The organism is Bacteroides ilei (genome assembly GCF_900128495.1).
Lineage (GTDB): Bacteria > Bacteroidota > Bacteroidia > Bacteroidales > Bacteroidaceae > Phocaeicola > Phocaeicola ilei.
This window is the reverse complement of the sequence record NZ_LT635801.1, coordinates 803,722-826,107: the sequence shown is the minus strand read 5'-3', so window position 1 is coordinate 826,107 and position 22,386 is coordinate 803,722. Positions and strand designations below refer to the sequence as shown.

Genomic DNA, 22,386 nt, shown 5'->3' with positions numbered 1-22,386 from the left:
ACGGAAATAAATCTTACCTTTATCCGGAAAAAGGAAAAGACATGAACAGAAACAGAATCTACGCGAACGACTGGATACATATCCACCCTTACCGACAGCAACAGCCATCGGACAGTTATTTCATAGACCTCGCAAACCAGCTGCTGCAGACGGGAAATCTGACCGGAATGCCCGAAGCCGTACACCGGAAACTCTGCCTTTACGTTTCGGCCTACCTGGAAGACATCATTTCCGGCCTGGGTCTGTGGGACAGCTTCATCGGCAAACACCGGCAACTATACGGCAAGGAACTGCCTTTCTATCCTTTAACGGAATCCTATATACCCGGCGAGCCCAACGAAGAAGACGTGTGTTTCATCATCTGGAACACCTGGCAGAAAGCACATTACGAGCATCCGTACATCGACCCGGACGACAGGCGGATCAAAGAACAGGCACAACTTTTTTATAACATACTGGACAAGGCATACGAAGAGGCCCCCGAAAACGTTTTTCTGGACAAATACTTTGACAGCTTCAAGGATACGGAAGAAGCGATACACAAACTCGACTGGCTTTTCGGACATACATACCTGACCGAACCGGCCATGTTGCCGTACATCGGACAAATGGAACCGAAAGACAAGTTCATCATTCCTACAGGCCCACTGGCCCTCTTCCTGCACGAATGGATCGGGCTACTCAGCGGAAACGGGGAGTGGAAAAACGTGCCCGACCTCTATACTCCTGAACCGGTCCTGCCGGAAAATGTACGGACAAGTCACGGACAACTTTACCGGAATTTCACGGAAGGCACAGACGGAAACCGGATTGTCTACCTCAACGGTTATGAAGAACTACACCGTTTCCTGGTAGACGTGCTGAAATGGCCCGATGACGAAGGACATACCCTACCGCAGATGAAAGCCCACCGGAACTTTGTCCTGATGACGGAACCCGAAAAAGGCATATTGCTGGCAAAGGATATATGTGAACTGATTGCCGACCCACGGAATCCCATGTACGACCGACAGACAGCCGAGAAACAGGCTTTCCGACTGCTGACCGAAGAAACCCTCTGTCCGCCCGACCTGCTGACATACTGCATAGAAAACAACTATATACCCGATGCAGCCATTCCCGGAAGCGGACAGAAAGAAACGGTACAGCAGAATGCTGACTTCATTGCACGCCATTCCCTGCTGTACTACTATAGAGGAGACTGAAAGGTTACAGGCTCTTCAGCTCCCGGTACAGGCGCTGTACCGGAAGCCCCATTACATTGAAATAGGAACCTTTCAGTCCGGTAACCCCGATAAAACCGATCCATTCCTGCACACCGTAGGAACCGGCCTTGTCCATCGGACGGTATTCCTTTACATAATACGTGATCTCTTCCTCCGACAACTCGTCGAAAGTCACATCCGTCACTGCGGCGAAACATTTCTGGAAAGTGGCCGTAGTTATACAGACACCGGTTATCACCTGATGTGTACGCCCCGACAGGCAGCGCAGCATCCGGCAGGCATCCGCTTCATCCTTCGGCTTACCCAGTACCTCACCGTCTATATAGACAATCGTGTCGGCCGTAATGATCAGTTCGTCATCTTTCATCCCCGCACGGTAGGCATCCGCCTTTTCACGGGCAATGTATTTGGGTATCTCCTCCCCTTCCAACGTATCGGGATAAGTCTCGTCAATACCCGGCAGAATCTTCACTTCGTAATCAATTCCCAGCCCCGAAAGCAATTCCTTCCGGCGGGGCGAATTGGAAGCCAGAATCACCTTATATTTCTTTAAATTTTCAAGTACCATAATCTGTCTGTTTTTCACCAACGGCCTCTTACCAGCCGAAAGCATCTTCGTGCGACATCCATTTATCCTGCGCGCGCAGCACCTGCTCCACCACGTCACGTCCGCAACCATATCCTCCGTTCCGATGGGATATGTATTTGCATACCGACTTGATCTCAGGAGCAGCGTCGGCCGGACAACAAGGAAGCCCTACCAGTTTCAACACTTCATAATCGGGTATATCGTCACCCATATAGAGCACCTCTTCCGGCTTCAAGTCGTACTTGGCTGCCAGATGAGCATATTCACGGGTCTTTACCGCGGCACCCATATAGATATCCTTGATGCCGAGCCCTTCATAACGCTTGCGGATAGCTTCCGTTTTTCCGCCGGTGATGATGGCCACATGCAACCCACATTTCACAGCCAGCTGCAACGCATACCCGTCCTTGATGTTGACCGAACGCATCGGCTCCCCACTGGGATGCAGGCATATGGTTTCTGCACTCAATACACCGTCCACATCGAACACCAGTGCCCTGATCTTGGTCAAATCATAATCTATCATACCTGTCCTTCTTTTTGATTCATTGCATATTCATGTATGTTCCGGCTCAACAGTCTGTAAATCTCGGCCAGCTGAGGTTCATCGGCCAGCATGGCCAGATGCCGGTCCATCACATTCCTGTCGTAACGCTGAGCCGGGCCGGTCTGCCCTTCCACCGGAGGAAGTACATGTGCCTTCCGGGCCGTCTCGTCTATCAGCGGCAGCATCACTTCGAAAGGTATTCCGTTCTTTTCAAGCAGATGCCCGGCTATGGCATACATGTGGTTGGCAAAATTGCAGGCAAAGACCGCTGCAATATGCAGGTAGCGACGCTGTTCGGAAGTAGCTTCATAAACTTTCCCTCCCATACGTTGGCCCATCTGCTCCAGCAGCTCCAGGTCATCCGCACTGTCAGCCTCTACAAAAAAAGGTACGGTCGAAAAGTCCACCGCACGTTCACGGCTGAACGTCTGCATCGGATAGAGCACCCCATAACGCCGGGCCAGCCCTTTCCATACGTCCATCGGCACACTGCCGGCCGTATGTACATACAGCGCATCCCTATTCCGTTTCACCAGTTCAGGCAGTACCTCGTCCAATGCCGAATCCTTGACTGAAACAATGTATACATCGGCATCCGGAAAGACATCCGGCAACGAAACGGTATACGGACAACCCAACCTGTCCGCCAATCTGACTGCCGACACTTCCGTACGGCTATACACCTGTTTTACCGTATATCCGGCCTTCTCCAGTGCCACGCCGAAATGTGTTGCCACATTTCCGGCACCTATCAATACAATATTCTTGATATCCATATCACTAAAAAATGATCTCTTCATGAACTGATCTTATCACTGAGGTGAAAAGACTTCATCACTCCAGTGAAAAGATCTTATCACTCCCGTGAAAAGCTTTTATCACCAAGGTGATAAGATAAACCTAAGCCATAGGCTTTCTATCTTGACGAAAGCCAGTAGAGCAGAAGTCCCACCAGCAGCAGCGCCAGCGGCAACAGATAACCCGACATATGTCCCAGCAGAGAAACCACCAGTCCGATATTCTGTATCAACCAGAGTCCTGCCAGAATAATCCCTACCGACTTGTCGGCCTTGAACCACAGGAAGATGACAGCCGCATAAAGCAGCATCGTATCTTTCTGCATAACCCACGGGAAACCGTGGGCGGCAAAACCCACCAGCTTGTCGACCAGATAAAGTGCCCCCATAAAGGCCAGCAGCACTGCCGCCGCCCGGTAGGTATCCTTATGATTGATAGCTTTAGCCGCCACTGTTACTGCCCTCCATATTTATTGATATGCACTTTCTCCCATTGCAGATGGGCGTCATCGAACGGCTTACGTTCCATCCCCTTATGCCCTACTGCAATGATAGACAGCACCTGAAGCTGCAACGGAATGCCCAGCACTCCATGCACGTACTCGTCGGAAGCCATACCGGTAGCCGTATACCGTTCACGTACCTGGATCCAGCAGCTTCCCAGTCCCAGGTCTTCGGCCTGCAACTGGATCATCAGAGAAGCTACAGCCGCATCTTCAATCCATACATCACTGGCCAGCGGGTCGGCCAGTACAACCACAGCCAGCGGGGCATCCTTCAGGAAAGAAGCTCCCGTCTCCTTGCAGCGCGACAGCTTGTCGAGCGTTTCCTTGTCGTCTACCACAATGAACTGCCAGCAGTTGCTCCGTTTGGAAGAAGGCGACATCAAGGCAGCCTTCAGCAAGGCTACCACCTCTTCCTGAGTCAGTTCCTCCTCAGTAAACTTGCGCATGCTGCGCCTTTGTCTTATCAAATCGCTGAACTTTTCCATAAATTCTTCTGCTTTAACATGACAAATATAGTTTTTTCGGCCGAACTGCTCAAAAAAAATCTTATTTTTGCATTGATGGCTATACGACTTACTATATATAAAAAATCACAGGATATTCCCCCGTTACCGGGCAGCAATGTCTTCCATTCGACCGAGTTCTTCCAGATATTGGAAAAGACTCCCGGCTATACCCCTTCCCTCATGGTTGCATTCCAAGGAAAAAATCCGGTAGCCAAGATGCTTTTCATTACCCGCCGCAACTCGCGGCTGCTCTACTTTACCAGCAAGACCTACTCCTATGGTACAGGCGAATACTTTGACCCTAAAACCGACCGCGAGCTCATCTTCAACGAAATGCTGTCGTACTTTACCTACCTGTACAAAGAAAAATCCTTCCTGCTGGAATTCAGGAATCTGGAAGAACCGCTTTTCGGATACCGCTATTTCAGACAGAACCAATATTTCCCCGTACGCTGGCTACGTGTACGGAACTCCATTCATCACAACACACTCGAAAAATGGATGAGTCCCTCCCGCAAACGCCAGATAGCACGCGGCCTCAAGAACGGTGCTGTCATGGAAACAGCCGACACGAAAGAGGCTGTCGACGGTTTTTTCACAATGCTCAAGAACTACTATTCACCAAAGATACACCGGTACCTGCCCGACATCCGCTTCTTCTACGCACTGCTGGAAAAACCAGGCGGCCATGAAATGGGCAAAATCTTCAACATCCGGTTTAAGGACAAGATTATAGGAGGATCGGCATGCCTGTTCTCGGGTGACACCATCTACCTCCTTTTTTCGGGAGGGATGCGTAAAAGCTATCCTTTACTGTACCCGGGAGTACTGGCTGTATGGAACGCCATGGTCTATGCACGCAACAAAGGGTTCCGGCACTTCGAGTTCATCGATGCGGGACTTCCCTTCCGGAAATACAGCTACCGCGACTTTATCCTCCGTTTCGGGGGCAAGCAGATGAGCACCCGCCGCTGGTACCGTGTACGTTGGAACTGGCTGAACAGGTTCCTTATACATATCTATATATAGACATCTTGACGAAACAATCTACAGAACCATCTTCAGAACTTTACAGAAAAGCACATTTTTACTGAAAGAAAACAAGGAAAAAGTTTCCGAATCCGGCACATTTTTGTTTTCTTTGTGCAGAAACGAACAAACTTTAGAATTTAATACCATTAAAAAAACAATATTTATCATGAAAATTTCTCACATTGAACACTTGGGCATTGCCGTTAAAAGTATCGAAGAAGCCCTCCCCTATTATGAAAATGTTCTCGGCTTGAAATGCTACAATATAGAGACAGTAGAAGACCAGAAAGTGAAGACCGCCTTCCTGAAGTGTGGCGAAACCAAGATAGAACTGCTGGAACCTACCTGTCCGGAAAGCACCATAGCCAAATTCATTGAGAACCGTGGAATGGGCGTGCACCACGTAGCCTTTGCCGTGGAAGACGGAGTGGCCAATGCACTGGCAGAAGCCGAAGGACAAGGTATCCGCCTCATCGACAAGGCCCCGAGACAGGGAGCAGAAGGACTGCACATCGCATTCCTGCACCCGAAATCAACCATGGGAGTATTAACCGAACTTTGTGAAAAATAAATCCGGCAGATGAAGATCAGCTTCGGATATAGGATAGCGGTTACGCAAAGAATTGTCATTCGAACAGCCGCAGGTAAAACAGGAATCCGACTCCAGCCATAAGCTGGCCCAAGACGGACTCTCTGCCTGCCTGTCTGTTGGAATGACAATTTTTTCATATTCCGTCCGGTCAACGAAGCCGGTCACAGCCTCATTTTTATCAATCAATAAACCCTCTAATACCATGAGTAGTCAGTTAGAAAAAGTAAAAGAGCTTATCGAACTGCGTGCCCAGGCCAGACTAGGCGGCGGTGAAAAAGCAATCGAAAAGCAACACGCAAAAGGTAAATATACAGCTCGCGAACGTATCGCCATGCTGCTGGACGAAGGCAGCTTCGAAGAGCTTGACATGTTTGTAAAGCACCGTTGTACCAACTTCGGAATGGACAAGAAGCACTATCTGGGCGACGGTGTGGTAACCGGTTACGGAACCATTGAAGGACGTCTGGTCTATATCTTCGCACAAGACTTCACCGTTTCTGCAGGTTCCTTGTCGGAAACCATGGCACAGAAAATCTGTAAGGTTATGGATCTGGCCATGAAGATGGGTGCCCCCTGTATCGGACTGAATGACTCGGGAGGTGCGCGTATCCAGGAAGGTATCAACGCATTGGCAGGATATGCCGAAATATTCCAGCGTAATATCCTGGCTTCGGGTGTCATCCCGCAAATTTCGGGAGTTTTCGGACCGTGTGCCGGAGGTGCCGTCTACTCACCGGCCCTGACCGACTTCACGCTGATGATGGAAGGAACCTCGTACATGTTCCTTACCGGACCGAAAGTAGTGAAGACCGTTACCGGAGAAGACGTGAGCCAGGAAGATCTGGGAGGCGCCAGCGTACACTCCACACGCTCGGGGGTAACTCACTTTACGGCAGCTACCGAAGAGGAAGGCCTTGCCTTGATCCGTAAGCTATTGAGCTATATTCCGCAGAACAACCTGGAAGAACCTCCCTATGTTGACTGTACCGACCCGATCGACCGGCTGGAGGACTCGTTGAACGAAATCATTCCGGAAAGTCCGAACAAACCGTACGACATGTATGAAGTGATCGGTGCCATCGTCGATAACGGAGAATTCCTTGAAGTACAACGCGACTTCGCCAAGAACATCATTATCGGTTTTGCCCGTTTCAACGGACAGTCGGTAGGTATCGTAGCCAACCAGCCCAAGTTCCTGGCCGGCGTGCTCGACTGCAACGCATCACGCAAAGGGGCCCGTTTCGTCCGTTTCTGCGATGCCTTCAACATTCCTATTGTATCATTGGTAGACGTTCCGGGATTCCTTCCGGGAACCGGACAGGAATACAATGCCGTCATCCTGCACGGAGCCAAACTGCTTTATGCCTACGGCGAAGCCACCGTGCCTAAAGTAACAGTCACCCTGCGCAAGTCGTACGGAGGATCACACATCGTGATGAGCTGCAAGCAGCTGCGCGGCGACATGAACTATGCATGGCCTACAGCCGAAATCGCCGTTATGGGTGGTGCCGGTGCCGTAGAGGTGCTCTATGCCAAAGAAGCCAAGGAAGCGGCCGACCCGGCAGCATTCATGGCCGAAAAGGAAGCGGAATACACCAAACTGTTCGCCAACCCGTACAATGCAGCCAAATATGGCTACATCGACGACGTGATCGAACCTCGCAACACACGTTTCCGCATTATCCGGGCATTACAGCAGCTGCAGACCAAGAAGCTGACCAATCCGGCCAAGAAACATGGCAATATTCCTTTGTAATCCATACCAAACCGAAAAATTATGAAAATAAACAAGATAGGAATATTTTTCTCCATGCTTCTGATGCTAGGGCTCAGTTCGTGCCACAGTTCATCAGAAAACAAGACCAGCAATACGAAACTCATCATCAACGAAGTGCTTGTAGACAATGAAAGCAACTACCAGGATGATTACGGTATACATAGTGCATGGATTGAAATATTCAACAAATCATACAGCAGTGCCGATCTGGCCGGATGCTACCTGAAAGTGAGCAACACCCCGGGAGATACCGTTTCCTACTTTATCCCAAAAGGTGATGTCCTTACGGCCATCAAGCCACGCCAGCACACCCTGTTCTGGGCCGACGGTGCTCCCCGCCGCGGAACATTCCATACGAACTTTGTATTAAGCAAGGAAAACAGCAACTGGATCGGACTCTTCGACTCCGGCAAGAAACTGCTTGACCAGATTGTGGTCCCGGCCGGAATCCTGAAGGCCAACCAGTCATACGCACGCGTAGGCGACGCTTCTCCTACATGGGAAGTGAAAGACGACAGTGCCGAAAAATACGTGACACCAAGTACCAACAACAAGACCATCGACAGCAATCCCAAGATGGACAAGTTCGAACTGCACGACCCGTCGGGAATCGGTATGGCCATCTCGGCTATGAGTGTAGTGTTTCTGGGTCTGATCCTGCTATACATCTGCTTCCGTCTCATCGGCCGTCTTGCCGTCAAACTGCGTAAGCAGAATGCCATGAAGGTACAGAACATAACCGACAAGCAGGAAGCCAAGGAAAAAGGACTTGGAGAAGCGCCGGGCGAAGTCATTGCTGCCATTACCATGGCTCTGCATGAAGCCCGTGGAGCCGACCATGACGTAGAAGAGACCATCCTTACCATCAGCCGCGTAAAACGCAGCTACTCGCCATGGAGCTCCAAGATCTATACCCTCCGTGAAACTCCACATAAGAAATAACCCGCTTAATACATTTTCGAATTATGAAAGAATATAGATACAAAATCAACGGTAACCTCTACAAAGTGACCGTTGGCGATATAGAAGAAAATCATGTACGTGTAGAAGTGAACGGCACTCCCTACACGGTAGAACTGGAAAAGAAAACGTCTCCAAAAATCAAACCGGTAGTCCGTACGGCCGCCACCACTCCGGCAGCACCGCCGGCAGCAGCCGTAACTCGTCCGAATGTGGGAGGAAAAGGCATCAAGTCACCGCTTCCGGGTGTCATCCTCGAAATCAAGGTGAAAGAAGGCGATACCGTAAAACGCGGACAGACCCTGCTCATTCTGGAAGCCATGAAGATGGAGAACGACATCAAGGCCGACCGCGACGGAAAAGTCACTTCCATCAAAGTCAGCAAAGGAGAATCAATACTGGAAGGTACAGACCTTATAATCATTGAATAATATGGGAGAGTTTTTTAGTTTCTTACAGAATAATCTGGCCGATTTCTGGACCTATACCGGCTTCTTCAATGCAACACCGGGACATCTGGTAATGATCCTGGTAGGTATAGCGTTCATCTATCTGGCCGTAGCCAAGGAATTCGAGCCGATGCTGCTGATTCCGATCGGATTCGGTATCCTCATCGGTAACATTCCGTTCAATATGGAAGCCGGACTCAAAGTAGGCATCTACGAGGAAGGCTCAGTTCTTAACATCCTCTATCAGGGAGTGACCTCCGGTTGGTACCCGCCGCTCATCTTCCTGGGTATCGGTGCCATGACCGACTTCTCGGCCCTGATATCCAATCCGAAACTGATGCTGATCGGCGCCGCTGCACAGTTCGGTATCTTCGGAGCCTATATGATTGCCCTTGAAATCGGTTTCGATCCGATGCAGGCAGCTGCCATCGGTATTATCGGCGGTGCCGACGGTCCGACCGCCATCTTCCTCTCATCCAAACTGGCACCTAACCTGATGGGTGCGATTGCCGTATCCGCCTATTCCTATATGGCACTGGTACCGGTAATACAGCCTCCTATCATGCGCCTGCTCACCACCAAAAAGGAACGCCTTATCCGCATGAAGGCTCCGCGCGCCGTATCGCACACAGAAAAGGTGATGTTCCCTATCGTAGGTCTGCTGCTCACCACGTTCCTGGTACCTTCCGGTCTGCCGCTGCTGGGTATGCTGTTCTTCGGTAATCTGCTGAAAGAAAGTGGCGTGACACGCCGTCTGGCAGAAACAGCCCGCGGTCCGCTGATTGATACCATCACCATTCTGCTGGGTGTAACCGTAGGAGCTTCCACTCAGGCATCCGAGTTCCTTACCTGGGATTCCATCAAGATCTTTATCCTCGGTGCCCTGTCATTTGTCATCGCAACCGCATCGGGTGTCATCTTCGTCAAGATTTTCAATCTGATACTGAAGAAAGAAGACAAGATCAACCCGCTTATCGGTAATGCCGGTGTATCAGCTGTGCCCGACTCTGCCCGCATTTCACAGGTAATCGGACTGGAATACGATCCGAGCAATTACCTGCTGATGCACGCTATGGGTCCGAACGTAGCTGGTGTAATCGGTTCGGCGGTAGCAGCCGGTATCCTACTGGGATTCCTGGTCTGATATAATATGATACTACCATAAAAAATCCCTGGAACCGGCCAAATGACTGACGGCAAGTTCCAGGGATTCGTTTTTCCCGACAACCTGGAATTTTCTTTATTTTTTTCCGGTACTTTCAGGAGAAACAAGAGACGGTATTTCTTTCTTTTCCGTGTTCCGCATACTGAATTCACAGCCGCAATACTGCTGGTTATAAAAACCATATTCCTTGATGATGGCAACCCGCCTTTCGCTCAACCCGCCTTTACGCCAGTTCTGCTCCCACCATACAACATCCGGATAAGGCTCCACAGCATAATGCCCGGCCTCATTGATCTGCTCCAGACTTTTCCAGCGTGAAGAAGCCAGAGTCGTGGTAATGACAGTAAAGCCATGTTCATGGGCATACTTGGCCGTTTCACGTAAACGCATCTTGAAACACTGCAGGCAACGGCCTCCACGTTCCGGCTCATCTTCCAGCCCTTTTACCGTACAGCGCCATAAATCATGGTCATAATCGGCATCTACAATATCCAGACCGAGCGACCGGGCATAACGGGTACACTCATCTTTACGGATATTGTACTCTTCGAGCGGATAGATATTCGGATTGCAATAATAAATGGTAGGACGCACATCATGTTGCATCAGACATTCGATGATAGCCGATGAACAAGGAGCACAACAAGTATGAAGCAGGACCTTTCCGGCTCCTCCCGGCACTTCAAGCACAAACTTTTTCCTTTTCATGCCGGCTGCTCCTTTCCCATAAACAAAGGTTGTAATGCTTCGGGGATATCCACCCCCCTACTTTTCACGGCATCCAGACAGCGGCGGGCCTCATCGGTCAACGTAAAATACATCTGTCGCTTATCCTTCTCACCCAGATGACGGAGCAGATACCCTTTTTTCTCGACAGAACCGATAACCTTCGACGCATGGGAGGCTGTCAGACCGGTGCGCTCCACAATTCCACTTGCAGCCACCTTGTCTTCCCCCACGCTACAAAGCACCATCGCTTCATTCAGGGATATACCATACTTTTCCACCAGTTGGGATTCCAGTTCCGATAAAGCCTGAAACAGATCCCGCATGACACAGATGCATTTTATTTTTTCCATAAAACCCGATTACAATCTTTTCTTCTATCAGATAAACAAATTCACATTAGCCTGTTCGGCACGGTCCATATAGGTAGCTACACCTCCTACCGTCACATTATCAAGCAGTTCTTCACGCTTCACCCCCATTACATCCATCGACATCTGGCAGGCGATAAACTCTACACCGTTGTCAATGGCCTGCTGGCGGAGTGATTCCAATGAATCAATTCCTTTGGAACACATCAGGTAACGCATCATCTTGGCACCGATACCCAGCATGTTCATTTTAGAGAGTTTCAATTGTAAAGAATCCGACGGCAGCATCATGCCGAACATCTTTCCGAAAATATCTTTCTTCACTTTAGGCTTATTCACCTTCTTGATGGCATTCAGCCCCCAGAAAGTAAAGAAAATGGTTACCTTCTTACCCGTAGCGGCAGCACCGTTTGCCAGCACAAAGGTAGCTAAAGTTTTGTCAAGGTCATCGCTGAACAGAATGAAAGTTTTTCCATGCTCCTCCACGGCCGGACGTGAAGCCTCTACGGCACAGGGTGTGGCTTTCTCGACCATTACCTTATAAACCCCGCCTTCCGAAGCCGACGAAATGAAACGGTTTCCGGTAGTCCTGCACCAAGCTTCGGCATCTCTAGGGAAACCGGCATCGGTAGCCCGTACTTCCAGACGCCCTCCCGGAACCAGCGCCTCCATACTTTTCTTCAATTTCAGAATCGGACCCGGGCACTGTATCCCGCAGGCATCTACCTTAATGACCTTCACTTCGGTTTCCGGTTTACACTCACAGGCCGAGGTACTTTCGGTAAAGGACGATGAACTGCAGCATGATGTGCCACCGGTATTCCCCGAACCCGGAGTTGGAAGAGGAGCAACAGCCGCACGATATGTCTTCAGACCGCCTATCAGGTTACGTACATCCTTATACCCGTTATCCTTCAAAATATTCGAAGCCAGGTATCCGCGCAAGCCTACTCCACAATAAAGATAGACAGGTTTGTCGGTAGGAATTTCCTGCATACGCTGACGCAGATCGTCCAACGGAATATTCACCGCACCTTTTATGCCTCCCAAAGCAAATTCATCTGCCGTACGGACATCCACCAGTGTAACTTTGCTCAAATCGGCCTGCTGCAATTCCCTCCAGTAAAGCGGTGTCATCTTCCCGCTCAAGATATTGCCGGCCACATAACCCGAAATGGCCACAGGATCTTTTGCGGAAGAGAAAGGAGGGGCATACGCATGTTCCAGACATACCAGATCGTATACCGTCCCACCCCGTTTGATGGTCAGAGCATATTCGTCAATGCGTTTGTCCACGCCGTCGTAACCAACAATCTGTGCACCGTACAGTTTTCCATCTTCAGGCGAAAAAGTAATCTTGATATCCATCTGTGATGCGCCCGGATAATAACCCGCATGGGAACTCGAATGGATAGTAGCGGAAAGATAAGGGATTTCCATCTGTTTCAGGCGTTTGGCAGGAAGTCCGGTCGACGCAACGGTCTGGTCGAATACCTTGGCTATAGATGTTCCTATAGCCCCTTCATACTTCACCTTGTTGCCGAACACCATATTATCGGCCACGATACGTGCCTGACGGTTAGCAGGACCTGCCAGATAATTCAACCAAGGTTTACCCGTAAGCGGATGAGGGAATTCGATGGCATCACCCACAGCATACACCGATTCATCGGAGGTCTGCAGATATTCATTCACATAAATCCCTCTGGCCTCGCCAATCTTCAAGCCGGCTTCCGAAGCCAGACGGGTTTCGGGACGTACACCGATAGAAAGCAGGACCAGCCCGGCGTCAAGCTTGATTCCCGACTTGAAATGTACGGTCAATCCTTCCTCCCCGTTCTTTTCAAAACCTTCCACGGCCTGCTTCAGATAAAGCTTCACACCTTTCTGCAACAGATGTTCATGTACCAGAGCCGCCATCGAATAATCAATCGGGCCCATCACCTGGTCGGCCATTTCAACCACAGCCACTTCAGCACCGGCGTGATGCAGGTTTTCGGCCATTTCCAAACCAATGAAACCACCACCCACAATGACTGCACGCTTCACGTTATGCTGCTGCATATAGCCCTTGATACGGTCTGTATCACTTACATTACGCAAAGTGAAGATTCCCGGAAGATCGATTCCCGACAGAGGCGGACGCACAGGAGAAGCACCCGGCGAAAGCAGCAGCTTATCATAACTTTCCGTATAAACTGATCCGTCGGCCTTGCGTACTGTAACCTGCTTGGCAGCTAAATCAACGGCAGTGACTTCCGAACGGGTACGCACATCGATATTGAAACGTTTACCGAAAGCGGCCGGAGTCTGCACGAACAATCTGTCACGTTCCTCGATAACCCCACCGATATAATACGGCAACCCACAATTGGCGTACGAGATGTGTTCTCCCTTTTCAAACAGAATGATTTCAGCCTTTTCAGTATTTCTGCGGATACGGGCCGCAGCAGTTGCACCACCGGCCACTCCACCAACAATAACGTATTTCATCATAATCCTTATTTTATTTTCGTTTATAATTATTTTCCTATGGAAATTTTTCGCAAAAGAAGTTATTTATTTCTTTCAAACAAAATTTCCAATGGAAAATAATTTTGGATTATAATATTTTAACAGAAATCGATGTAAACTCTATTTCACAACCACCTCTACAAATCTTTCTCCCCCAGGATAATCCTTGTCTTTGCCATAATCGGGCGAATATTTTCCGACAGGCATATCCGACAAGACCAGACTGTTGCATTTCCTGCCAGCCTCTATATTATCGGTAGATGCAGTCTTGACAACCGTTGCTAAAAGATCCACCAGGATTCCCCATCCACCGGCTCCACCATTTACACTTGTATCTATTGTCACTTTCCCTTCCCGGCTATACAACGTTTCACCGGTCCGGGCAGAACGGAGAATGTACTCTATCTGAGCCGTAATCTCACCACTCAGATTCATCCTTTGCCAATCCTTTATAATGGTAAACATAACCGCATCTGCCCCCAGCACATCGGCAAAGGAAGAGAGACTACCTTCAAGAAACAGTTCGGCATCGTATGCACTTTCCTGCTGGAACATTTCCATAGTCAGATACGGCGAGAACACATAATACCCTTTTTCACACAAAGGTATATACAGTGTGGTATAGAAAAAATCCTTAGCCTCCACATGTGTAGTCCGATTAATTGGCGGCATAATAGCTATGGAAACGGGCTTTTCCTCATACATTCCAGGATACTGCTGGCCTAAAGTTTTCGGAACCGTACATGAAAATACAGACATTGCCACCGCCCACAGGAGCAATGTCCTAATCATCACCATACCACTCCTTCCCAACGTGCCATATATCATAGCTCCGGGCACATCCATCATTTTCATTGTTCCAACTGTTTTAAAATCCGAGAAATATATCTTTCCGATTCAGGATAAAGCCTGATTTCCTCCTTCAAGTATTTGAGACCCTCCTCCTGTTTTCCTGTCTTATAGAGTATATAGCCATATTCCGCACACATCCCTGGAGGAACCGTACACCGGTTACCATATTGTTCCTCTATTATTTTCCGGTATTCCTCAATGACTTCCGATTTCAGTTCTTCCGTATGCCTCTTATTATACCTATACGTGACATCCTCATAGTTATGCCATGAATATAAATTTTCGGGCCCCATACATGAAGAAACCAAAGACACAGCCATAAACAGGAGCAATAGATATAATAACCTGCCGATTTTCATAGCACCCGTCCTTTCCTGTTTCCGATTAATTAATTATGGAAGAATTATCTGTTTCACCTCCTGTGTGGACACAAAAATCTTCTTCCCGTATAATGTCTTGCCGTCGCATGTAACCTTTATACTCCTTGTACCGGTCTTTACCCCATAACGCGTACCTTTTCTGTTCGATTTCCTCTCCTCCACCACTTTCGCTAAAAAGGGCTTCTCACCGTCCAAAGTAACCGTCACTTCTTTTCCGGCATACACATCCGGACTAACAAACAGAAGATAAGCGATATCTTCTTTACCGCTCTGTTGGGCTACAGGAGCTTTACATCCTGCCAGCAATGCAAACAATAGTGCCACGACACACATTATTCCCTTAATCTGCCTTTTCATACACTCCCGCCTTTATTCTGATTCTTCAATGATATAGTCACCCATATTTTCCGAATTGATTCCAGTGGTTCCGCTGATTTCCACAAAAGAATATTCTGTTTCCGGAGTATCACCACCGGTAGAAAGCACTCTGACCTCTCCTACCTTTTTCCCTGGCAATGTAATCATGATTCCAGTCTGAGGATTTTTCACTTTACGGCCTTTACTGACAACAGAAAACACCATACCTTCCCTGATTCCCTGACTCTGTCCTCCAGCAATGAGAATGCCGTCCGGACCATACGACAGGAAATATGTCTTCCACGGGGAGTCGGTACATTTATTGATAATATTCTCAACAAGTTGTCCAATAGCCTCCGAAATGGCTTTATCGCTCAAAGTTGCATCAAACGAAGCCTGTCCACCCAATCCCAGAGTTGTCTTTGTCGTCAGTTCGGCACTACCTTTCGCTTCATCGGAGTAAATGATCAATCCAGTCGACACATCCACTAAGCGTATGGCTACAGCAGCTTCTGCAGTCTGTGTCTTCTCTGAAGAAAACACTTTGTTCCGTCCGGTATTCTTCCTGCCATATTCAGTAATGGAACCGATAATCACATAATCGGCCCCCACAGTAGAGAACGGATTTCCGTTTCTGGCATTCTCTTCCAGCAAAGTGGCAAGATCATTCCGCTCCAACAGAAGAAACTTACCGGAAGCCGCCAGCTTCGACGACAGAATGTCAAGAGCCTGTTTGCCCATAGGATCATTTTCTCTGTCATAAAATATACCTTTCGCATATTGTGTCTCATTTGAAAAACGCCCGATGGCAACTTTCCTTTTGAGAAACAGGCTATCTTCCTCTGCCTGTACCGGAGTTTCCTTAATTTCAGTCTCTCTCTGCGCCATCATGCTACCTATAGAGCACAACAACAGACAAACCGCCATAATATTCCTGAATGTCATCATACCGAATCAATTTATCTATATCACTAAAGATAAATATTTTTATTCGATATCAGACTGTTTTTACCCGAAATAAATGGATTATTAACACTTTGGGCACTAATGTATATGTTTCTGGAAAGCGATACGTGCCGTACCGTTGGCAATATAAATGATACCGCACCGCGAAAATCCACGTGAAAGCAACAGATGCTGCATCACCTTGTTGTCGGCATGGGTATCCACACGGATATTGGGGCACACACGGAAGCACCAATCCATACACGCATCGAATATCCCCTTACAGCTTCCGCTGGAAGCCAGCCGATGAACCACATAATACGGCTCATCGTCCGGCCACTCTCCATCCTCAATATAGGCATACGTAGGATCGGGGCCTTTTATGAAACAAAAGGTACCCACAATGACACCTTCCCGGTCACGGCACACATAGCAATGCCCCTGTTCAATCTCTCCGGCTATCAGTTCACGTTGCGGATAACCGTTAATCCACTGGTTCGCATTACCGGTAGAAGCCATAAACCGGCGTGCCGTATCAAAAATCTCCATCAGGCGGTCCAGATCGGACAAAGACGCCTTTACTATATCCAACTGCATATTTTTCATCCTTTCAAAATGTTTTCTATGCAAAAATAGCAGTTTATCCGCTAATGCGTATCGAATATTTCATCATACCTATCGAATATCCCGGTAACCTATAAAGGGACGGATGCGGAAGAATCATTTCTTATCCATCATATCCATGAGTCCGCGGGCAGCTTCATCCTTCAAATGGAAAACAGCCGAAATGGGCTGGTCAAGGTATGAAGCATACTGGAAAAGCTGGAAAGCGATGTAACGGCCGTCTCTGGAATGGAAGCAGTCCATACGTACCGGACTCTTGTCGTCGACCATACGGATACCCGACACATCCACAAATTTGCCCAGCCCGGCCTTCAGACCGATGAAATCGCCTGTATCATACGATACCGACTTCTTCAAGACTTCGCTTGAAGTAGGAACATACACCAGATGGGTAAGCCGGAAGGTAAGGAAGAACAAGGCCATCACCACCAGAAAAACGCCGGCACAGATGCGCAGTATGTCCAGGTTGGATCCCGGATCGGCCGGAAGAAGGCCGAATACGCCAAATCCCGCCAGCAGCAGGACCAGGGCAATGACAATGCTACGTGAATTTATACGTTTCTTTATATCTTGATTTTCAAATGCATACAGTAATTGATTTGTTGACATAACCAGAATTGGATTTAAAAGTTTGACAAAAAGATTTTTCCGACAGATACAACGCGTACCTGCCCGTTACATAAAAAGACAAAAAATCCAACAGGCTAAATCAGAAGATGACGGATGGCATAGACATACAGCGACTGTCCGCCCGTACGGCCTATGCAATAAGAGACTCCACATGAAGACTCACCCACGGCTGTCTGATGATGGATATACCTGATCAGATCCTTGGCCTGCATCCTGTTCGCCAACTGGGAATTACCCTGCACGATACGCAGCAACAGCCGTTGTGAAACATTGAACTGATGGGAGACCGACTGGGCCGTCTCATCACAACAGATTGAAAAGTCCAGAGCATTCTCCAACGCCTTGTAGGCCAGTTGCCGGGCATGGCGTTCCTCGTCCGGCACTACGGCCGCTCCCTCAGGCATATCCGCAACCTGCCGTTCCATTCCGTAACCGGAACAGAGCTTCACACCGATAAGGGCTACCAGCAGGATAAACAGAAGATTTCGCATGACGGCACGACTTTTCTAATCACGTGGACAAAAATAAGAAACCTCCATTTCAAAGACAAACAAAAAAATATTAAAATTCAGCCATTTCCCGTTTCCAGCGTCCAGAATCTCCATCGCAATATCCGAACGCCTCTCCACAAAAAGCACCGCCACACTCCGGAAATTCCCTGAAATTATATACATTTGCAAGAAATGACAGATAAAAGACATAGTTATGAAACCGAACCAAACCAATGAACCAAGGCTTCCGCGTCTGGCGGATTCCCTTCCCGAACATCTCGGAATCAAGATAGAAGAAGTAGAAGACGGCTACATAAAGGCTACCATGCCCGTAAACAGCCGTACCTCGCGCCCCAGCCAGCCCACCGACATCCTGAACGGAGGCGCCTCGCTGGCACTGGCCGAAATTGTGGCCGGATTCGGTTCCTATCCCCTCTGTGAAGAAGGTACTATGCCCTGCGGCATACAGGTCAGCGCCAGCCACGTCCGTATGGTGCCCATAGGCACACATGTGGAAGCGGTGGGGAAACTGATACACCGGGGGAGTACCCAACATGTCTGGAACGTAGACATCACCACTCCCGAAGGGAAGCTGGTCTCTACCGCCAGAGTAGTGAATCTCATCATAAAGGAACGCCCATGAACCTACCCGAAAGGCATATACACCAACTCATCGACCGACTGACCGGAAGCGACATCAGTTTCGCCATCACCCGGATTCCGTGGACCGACGAACCTATTTTCGTCCTTCAGGAAGAAGGCCGGCCCGAAACCATGAAAAGCCTGACCGACCTCAACGGGAAGAAAGGATTCCTGCTCGCCCCCTTCAGCCCTTCGGAAAAACATCCCATCGTACTGATACGCCCCGATCTGGTGGAACACGACTGGGACACCATCTGCCCCGCACTTGACAGCTTCCTGCAGAAACACCCCGAACTGGAGGCCGTAGACAGCGGCTGCGGGGAAAGCAGCCGGGCTGTAGATGTGACCGACACCGACGAAGACCGGGAAGCCTACATGGCTGCCTTCCAGCGCTTCATTGTCCCGCTGAAAGAAAAGAAATTCCAGAAACTGGTGCTATGCCGCAAGGCCGAACACCGGCTGCCTTCCGACTTTTCACCGTTGGCTACGTTCATCAAAGCCTGCAACAGCTATCCTCGCATGCTGATTTCCTTGTGCCACACACCCGAAACGGGAACCTGGCTGGGAAGCACACCCGAAATCATCCTCAGCGGCAATGAAACCCTCTGGCATACGGTAGCGCTGGCCGGAACCATGCCCATGCAGGGTGAAGTAATGCCCACCGAATGGAGCCGGAAAAACCAGGAAGAACAGGCTCTGGTGAGCGAATACATCCGGCGCATAGTCAGAAAATTCGGTAGCAAGATTACCGAAAAAGGACCGTATACCGCCCGTGCCGGCCAACTGGTACACCTGAAGACCGACTTCCACTTCCTGCTGAAAGATGCCCACCATCAGGGTGATATTCTCCAGGAACTCCATCCTACTCCCGCCGTATGCGGACTTCCCAAACAGGAAGCCTACGAATTCATAGCCGGAAACGAAGGCATAGACCGCAGCTACTATTCGGGAATCATCGGATGGATAGACCCGCAGGGAAACACCAACCTGTACGTCAACCTGCGGTGCATGAACATCGGCGACCACCGGGCCACACTCTATGCCGGAGGCGGCATCCTGGCATCGTCCACTCCCGAAACCGAATGGGAGGAGACCCGACAGAAAATGAACACCATGAGAAATATATTGTAATTTTATGTATACAGACAAGAAAAGCATTCTGCAACTGGCGGCCTTGCTCAAGGCACACGGCATCAAACGGATTGTACTCTGCCCGGGAAGCCGGAACATCCCTCTGGTACAGACCTTCACGAACATCCCCGAGTTCACCTGCTACCCGGTTACCGACGAACGGAGCGCAGGCTTCTTCGCCATCGGTCTGGCCCTGCACGGTGGAGCACCTGCAGCTGTGTGCTGCACTTCGGGCACTGCCCTGCTCAACCTGCACCCCGCCGTGGCCGAAGCCTTCTACCAACAAGTTCCGCTGGTAGTGATCTCGGCCGACCGCCCTGCGGCATGGATCGGACAGATGGACGGACAGACACTCCCCCAGCCCGACGTATTCGGCAAGCTGGTGAAGAAATCGGTAAACCTGCCCGAAGTACAGACCGACGAAGACGAATGGTTCTGTAACCGCCTCATCAACGAGGCCCTGCTGGAGCTGAACCATCACGGCAAAGGCCCCGTACACATCAATGTACCCATCAGCGAACCGTTCTTCAAACTTCCTGTCGACCAGTTGCCCGAAGCCCGTGTAATTACCCGCTACCAAGGCCTGAGCGTATACGACAAGGACTACAAGCCGCTTATAGAACGCCTCAACAGATACCAGCGCCGCATGGTGGTGGTAGGACAGATGAGCCTGATCTACCTCTTCGACAAGCGCTATGTAAAGATGCTCTACAAGCATTTCGCCTGGTTTGCCGAAAACATCAGTAACCAGACCGTACCCGGACAACCCATCCGAAACATCGATCCGCTGCTCTGCTCCATGAACAATGAAGAGCAGGAAAAGATGCGCCCCGAACTGCTTATCACCTACGGCGGACACATCATCTCCAAACGCCTGAAAAACTTCCTCCGGCGTCACCCGCCTATAGAGCACTGGCACATTTCGCCCGACGGCGAAGTGGTCGACCTCTTCGGTTCGCTTACCACCGTCATCGAAATGGACCCTTTCGAATTCCTCGAAAGGATAGCCCCCATGATGGACAACCGCACCCCCGAATACCCGCGCGGATGGGAAGCACGCTCCAAAGCCGTGCCCGACGTGGACTTCCCGTATTCCGAAATGAGCGCCATCGGGAAAATAATCACCTGCCTGCCCGCACCGTGCTCGCTGCACCTGGCCAACAGCTCTACCGTACGCTACGCCCAGCTTTTCAAAGTACCGGCCGATGTGGAGATCCTTTCCAACCGGGGTACCAACGGAATAGAAGGTTCACTCTCTACCGCCTTGGGATATGCCACCGTATCCGAAAAGCTGAACTTCATCATTATAGGCGACCTGAGCTTCTTCTATGACATGAACGCCCTGTGGAACCCCAACTACGGATCGAACGTACGCATACTGCTGCTCAACAACAGCGGAGGCGAGATATTCCACGCCCTTCCGGGACTGGAACTCCATGAAAACGCCCGCCGGTTCGTGACCGCCACCCATCAGGCCAATGCCAAGGCTTGGGCCGAAGACCGTGGATTCGAATACCTGTCGGCACACAACGATGCGGAACTTTCGGCTGCGGCAACCTACTTCACCCAGCCCGAAATCACGCAGAAACCTCTGCTGCTTGAAGTTTTTACCGAGAAGAATCCCGATATAGAACTGCTGAAGAACTATTACCGGGCACTGAAACACTAAACCAATCTTAAAAAACAGAACAATCATGTCACAACCCAGAGAATGGAAAACCATCAAAGAATACCAGGATATTCTTTTCGACTATTATAACGGAATAGCCAAGATAACCATCAACCGCCCGCGTTACCGTAACGCCTTCACCCCGACCACCACATCCGAAATAAGCGACGCCCTGCTGTACTGCCGTGAATGTCAGGACATCAACGTAGTGGTGCTGACCGGTGCCGGCGACAAAGCCTTCTGCTCGGGCGGCGACATGCACGTAAAAGGCCACGGAGGCTATGTAGGCACCGACGGTGTACCGCGCCTCAATGTGCTCGACGTGCAGAAGCAGATACGCTCCATACCGAAACCTGTCATCGCCATGGTAAACGGATATGCCATAGGCGGCGGCCACGTACTCCATGTGGTATGCGACCTGACCATCGCATCCGAAAACGCCATCTTCGGCCAGACCGGCCCGCGTGTGGGAAGCTTCGACGCCGGCTTCGGCTCATCCTATCTAGCCCGTATCGTAGGCCAGAAGAAAGCCCGTGAAATCTGGTTCCTCTGCCGCCAGTATTCGGCACAGGAAGCCCTCCAGATGGGACTGGTAAACAAAGTGGTTCCCCTCGACAAGCTGGAAGACGAAGTAGTGGAATGGGCCGAAACCATGATGCAGCACAGTCCGCTTGCCTTGCGCATGATCAAGGCCGGACTCAACGCCGAACTGGACGGACAAGCCGGCATACAGGAACTGGCCGGTGATGCCACCATGCTCTACTATATGACCGAAGAGGCACAGGAAGGCGGAAAGGCATTCCTCGAGAAGAGAAAGCCGGACTGGTCTAAATACCCTAAATTCCCCTGATGAAAAAGGCTCCGGAAGGAGGTACCCACTATACGGAACAGAAGGATGCACAGGCCCT

General features: G+C 49.9%; 26 protein-coding genes. 11 read left to right on the top strand and 15 right to left on the bottom strand.

Annotated features, from left to right (window positions below; all coding sequences use genetic code 11):
* Window positions 1–41: 41 nt before the first annotated feature.
* Entirely contained in the window at window positions 42–1,205 is a 1,164-nt protein-coding gene (locus BQ7489_RS03515; RefSeq protein ID WP_072529949.1) for a DUF3843 family protein, read from the top strand.
* Between the two features lie 4 nt (window positions 1,206–1,209).
* On the opposite strand, the gene BQ7489_RS03510 is transcribed toward BQ7489_RS03515, so the two are convergent.
* The 5 genes from BQ7489_RS03510 to BQ7489_RS03490 form a co-directional block, all read right to left on the bottom strand.
* Window positions 1,210–1,794 carry a Maf-like protein gene (locus BQ7489_RS03510; protein ID WP_204352738.1) on the bottom strand — a complete coding sequence of 195 codons (585 nt, stop codon included), beginning with the start codon at window positions 1,792–1,794 and terminating at the stop codon, window positions 1,210–1,212.
* Between the two features lie 28 nt (window positions 1,795–1,822).
* Complete coding sequence (locus BQ7489_RS03505; protein WP_072529947.1) at window positions 1,823–2,341, bottom strand: KdsC family phosphatase; 519 nt, start codon at window positions 2,339–2,341, stop codon at window positions 1,823–1,825.
* Window positions 2,338–3,162 carry a Rossmann-like and DUF2520 domain-containing protein gene (locus tag BQ7489_RS03500; RefSeq protein WP_072529946.1) on the bottom strand — a complete coding sequence of 275 codons (825 nt, stop codon included), beginning with the start codon at window positions 3,160–3,162 and terminating at the stop codon, window positions 2,338–2,340. Before BQ7489_RS03500 ends, BQ7489_RS03505 begins: the two co-directional genes overlap by 4 nt.
* A 116-nt stretch (window positions 3,163–3,278) precedes the next feature.
* Window positions 3,279–3,548, bottom strand: a complete 270-nt coding sequence (locus BQ7489_RS03495; protein ID WP_239496976.1) for a hypothetical protein — start codon at window positions 3,546–3,548, stop codon at window positions 3,279–3,281.
* A gap of 65 nt (window positions 3,549–3,613) precedes the next feature.
* Window positions 3,614–4,150 (bottom strand): nitroreductase family protein, encoded by a 537-nt coding sequence (locus BQ7489_RS03490; protein WP_072529944.1) that lies wholly within the window; start codon window positions 4,148–4,150, stop codon window positions 3,614–3,616.
* Between the two features lie 75 nt (window positions 4,151–4,225).
* Here BQ7489_RS03490 and BQ7489_RS03485 point away from each other — a divergent pair, with 75 nt between their 5' ends.
* The 6 genes from BQ7489_RS03485 (at window position 4,226) to BQ7489_RS03455 (ending at window position 10,125) form a co-directional block, all read left to right on the top strand.
* Window positions 4,226–5,200: a GNAT family N-acetyltransferase gene (locus tag BQ7489_RS03485; protein WP_072532003.1), complete on the top strand. Its 975-nt coding sequence runs from the start codon at window positions 4,226–4,228 to the stop codon at window positions 5,198–5,200.
* Window positions 5,201–5,369: 169 nt separating this feature from the next.
* The gene (gene mce / locus BQ7489_RS03480) at window positions 5,370–5,774 is read left to right on the top strand and encodes a methylmalonyl-CoA epimerase (RefSeq protein ID WP_072529943.1); all 405 of its coding nucleotides are present in this window, start codon (window positions 5,370–5,372) and stop codon (window positions 5,772–5,774) included.
* Between the two features lie 223 nt (window positions 5,775–5,997).
* Window positions 5,998–7,551 (top strand): acyl-CoA carboxylase subunit beta, encoded by a 1,554-nt coding sequence (locus tag BQ7489_RS03470; RefSeq protein WP_072529941.1) that lies wholly within the window; start codon window positions 5,998–6,000, stop codon window positions 7,549–7,551.
* 21 nt (window positions 7,552–7,572) lie between these two features.
* A complete protein-coding gene (locus BQ7489_RS03465; RefSeq protein ID WP_072529940.1) occupies window positions 7,573–8,514 on the top strand; it encodes an OadG family transporter subunit in 942 nt (313 codons plus the stop codon).
* Between the two features lie 23 nt (window positions 8,515–8,537).
* Window positions 8,538–8,963: a biotin/lipoyl-containing protein gene (locus BQ7489_RS03460; RefSeq protein WP_072529939.1), complete on the top strand. Its 426-nt coding sequence runs from the start codon at window positions 8,538–8,540 to the stop codon at window positions 8,961–8,963.
* Window position 8,964: 1 nt separating this feature from the next.
* Window positions 8,965–10,125, top strand: coding sequence for a sodium ion-translocating decarboxylase subunit beta (locus tag BQ7489_RS03455; RefSeq protein ID WP_072529938.1), 1,161 nt, complete (start codon window positions 8,965–8,967; stop codon window positions 10,123–10,125).
* Between the two features lie 96 nt (window positions 10,126–10,221).
* Here the strand turns inward: BQ7489_RS03455 and BQ7489_RS03450 are convergent, their stop codons facing one another.
* The 10 genes from BQ7489_RS03450 to BQ7489_RS03405 all read right to left on the bottom strand — a co-directional run bounded on the left by BQ7489_RS03450 (window position 10,222) and on the right by BQ7489_RS03405 (window position 18,036).
* Window positions 10,222–10,854, bottom strand: coding sequence for an epoxyqueuosine reductase QueH (locus BQ7489_RS03450; RefSeq protein ID WP_072529937.1), 633 nt, complete (start codon window positions 10,852–10,854; stop codon window positions 10,222–10,224).
* Window positions 10,851–11,225, bottom strand: coding sequence for a MarR family winged helix-turn-helix transcriptional regulator (locus BQ7489_RS03445; protein WP_072529936.1), 375 nt, complete (start codon window positions 11,223–11,225; stop codon window positions 10,851–10,853). Before BQ7489_RS03445 ends, BQ7489_RS03450 begins: the two co-directional genes overlap by 4 nt.
* Before the next feature lie 27 nt (window positions 11,226–11,252).
* On the bottom strand, window positions 11,253–13,736 hold the full coding sequence (locus BQ7489_RS03440) for an FAD-dependent oxidoreductase (RefSeq protein ID WP_072532002.1): 2,484 nt from the start codon (window positions 13,734–13,736) through the stop codon (window positions 11,253–11,255).
* A gap of 141 nt (window positions 13,737–13,877) precedes the next feature.
* Window positions 13,878–14,612: a GNA1162 family protein gene (locus BQ7489_RS03435; RefSeq protein WP_239496918.1), complete on the bottom strand. Its 735-nt coding sequence runs from the start codon at window positions 14,610–14,612 to the stop codon at window positions 13,878–13,880.
* Window positions 14,609–14,929 carry a DUF4810 domain-containing protein gene (locus BQ7489_RS03430; RefSeq protein ID WP_239496917.1) on the bottom strand — a complete coding sequence of 107 codons (321 nt, stop codon included), beginning with the start codon at window positions 14,927–14,929 and terminating at the stop codon, window positions 14,609–14,611. Before BQ7489_RS03430 ends, BQ7489_RS03435 begins: the two co-directional genes overlap by 4 nt.
* A 72-nt stretch (window positions 14,930–15,001) precedes the next feature.
* Window positions 15,002–15,346, bottom strand: coding sequence for a hypothetical protein (locus BQ7489_RS03425; protein WP_072529934.1), 345 nt, complete (start codon window positions 15,344–15,346; stop codon window positions 15,002–15,004).
* Window positions 15,347–15,358: 12 nt separating this feature from the next.
* Window positions 15,359–16,294, bottom strand: a complete 936-nt coding sequence (locus BQ7489_RS03420) for a CsgG/HfaB family protein (RefSeq protein ID WP_394334064.1) — start codon at window positions 16,292–16,294, stop codon at window positions 15,359–15,361.
* Window positions 16,295–16,390: 96 nt separating this feature from the next.
* A complete protein-coding gene (locus tag BQ7489_RS03415; RefSeq protein WP_072529933.1) occupies window positions 16,391–16,888 on the bottom strand; it encodes a GNAT family N-acetyltransferase in 498 nt (165 codons plus the stop codon).
* Between the two features lie 123 nt (window positions 16,889–17,011).
* Complete coding sequence (locus BQ7489_RS03410; protein ID WP_072529932.1) at window positions 17,012–17,524, bottom strand: hypothetical protein; 513 nt, start codon at window positions 17,522–17,524, stop codon at window positions 17,012–17,014.
* A gap of 95 nt (window positions 17,525–17,619) precedes the next feature.
* Window positions 17,620–18,036, bottom strand: a complete 417-nt coding sequence (locus BQ7489_RS03405) for a hypothetical protein (RefSeq protein ID WP_072529931.1) — start codon at window positions 18,034–18,036, stop codon at window positions 17,620–17,622.
* Between the two features lie 214 nt (window positions 18,037–18,250).
* Here BQ7489_RS03405 and BQ7489_RS03395 point away from each other — a divergent pair, with 214 nt between their 5' ends.
* Genes BQ7489_RS03395 through menB form a run of 4 tightly spaced genes read left to right on the top strand, consistent with a single transcriptional unit; the run spans window position 18,251 to window position 22,328 of the window.
* Window positions 18,251–18,679 carry a PaaI family thioesterase gene (locus tag BQ7489_RS03395; protein WP_072529929.1) on the top strand — a complete coding sequence of 143 codons (429 nt, stop codon included), beginning with the start codon at window positions 18,251–18,253 and terminating at the stop codon, window positions 18,677–18,679.
* Window positions 18,676–19,809 (top strand): isochorismate synthase, encoded by a 1,134-nt coding sequence (locus BQ7489_RS03390; RefSeq protein ID WP_072529928.1) that lies wholly within the window; start codon window positions 18,676–18,678, stop codon window positions 19,807–19,809. Before BQ7489_RS03395 ends, BQ7489_RS03390 begins: the two co-directional genes overlap by 4 nt.
* Window positions 19,810–19,813: 4 nt before the next feature.
* Window positions 19,814–21,478 carry a 2-succinyl-5-enolpyruvyl-6-hydroxy-3-cyclohexene-1-carboxylic-acid synthase gene (gene menD / locus BQ7489_RS03385; RefSeq protein ID WP_072529927.1) on the top strand — a complete coding sequence of 555 codons (1,665 nt, stop codon included), beginning with the start codon at window positions 19,814–19,816 and terminating at the stop codon, window positions 21,476–21,478.
* Between the two features lie 25 nt (window positions 21,479–21,503).
* On the top strand, window positions 21,504–22,328 hold the full coding sequence (gene menB, locus BQ7489_RS03380) for a 1,4-dihydroxy-2-naphthoyl-CoA synthase (RefSeq protein WP_072529926.1): 825 nt from the start codon (window positions 21,504–21,506) through the stop codon (window positions 22,326–22,328).
* Window positions 22,329–22,386: the final 58 nt, after the last annotated feature.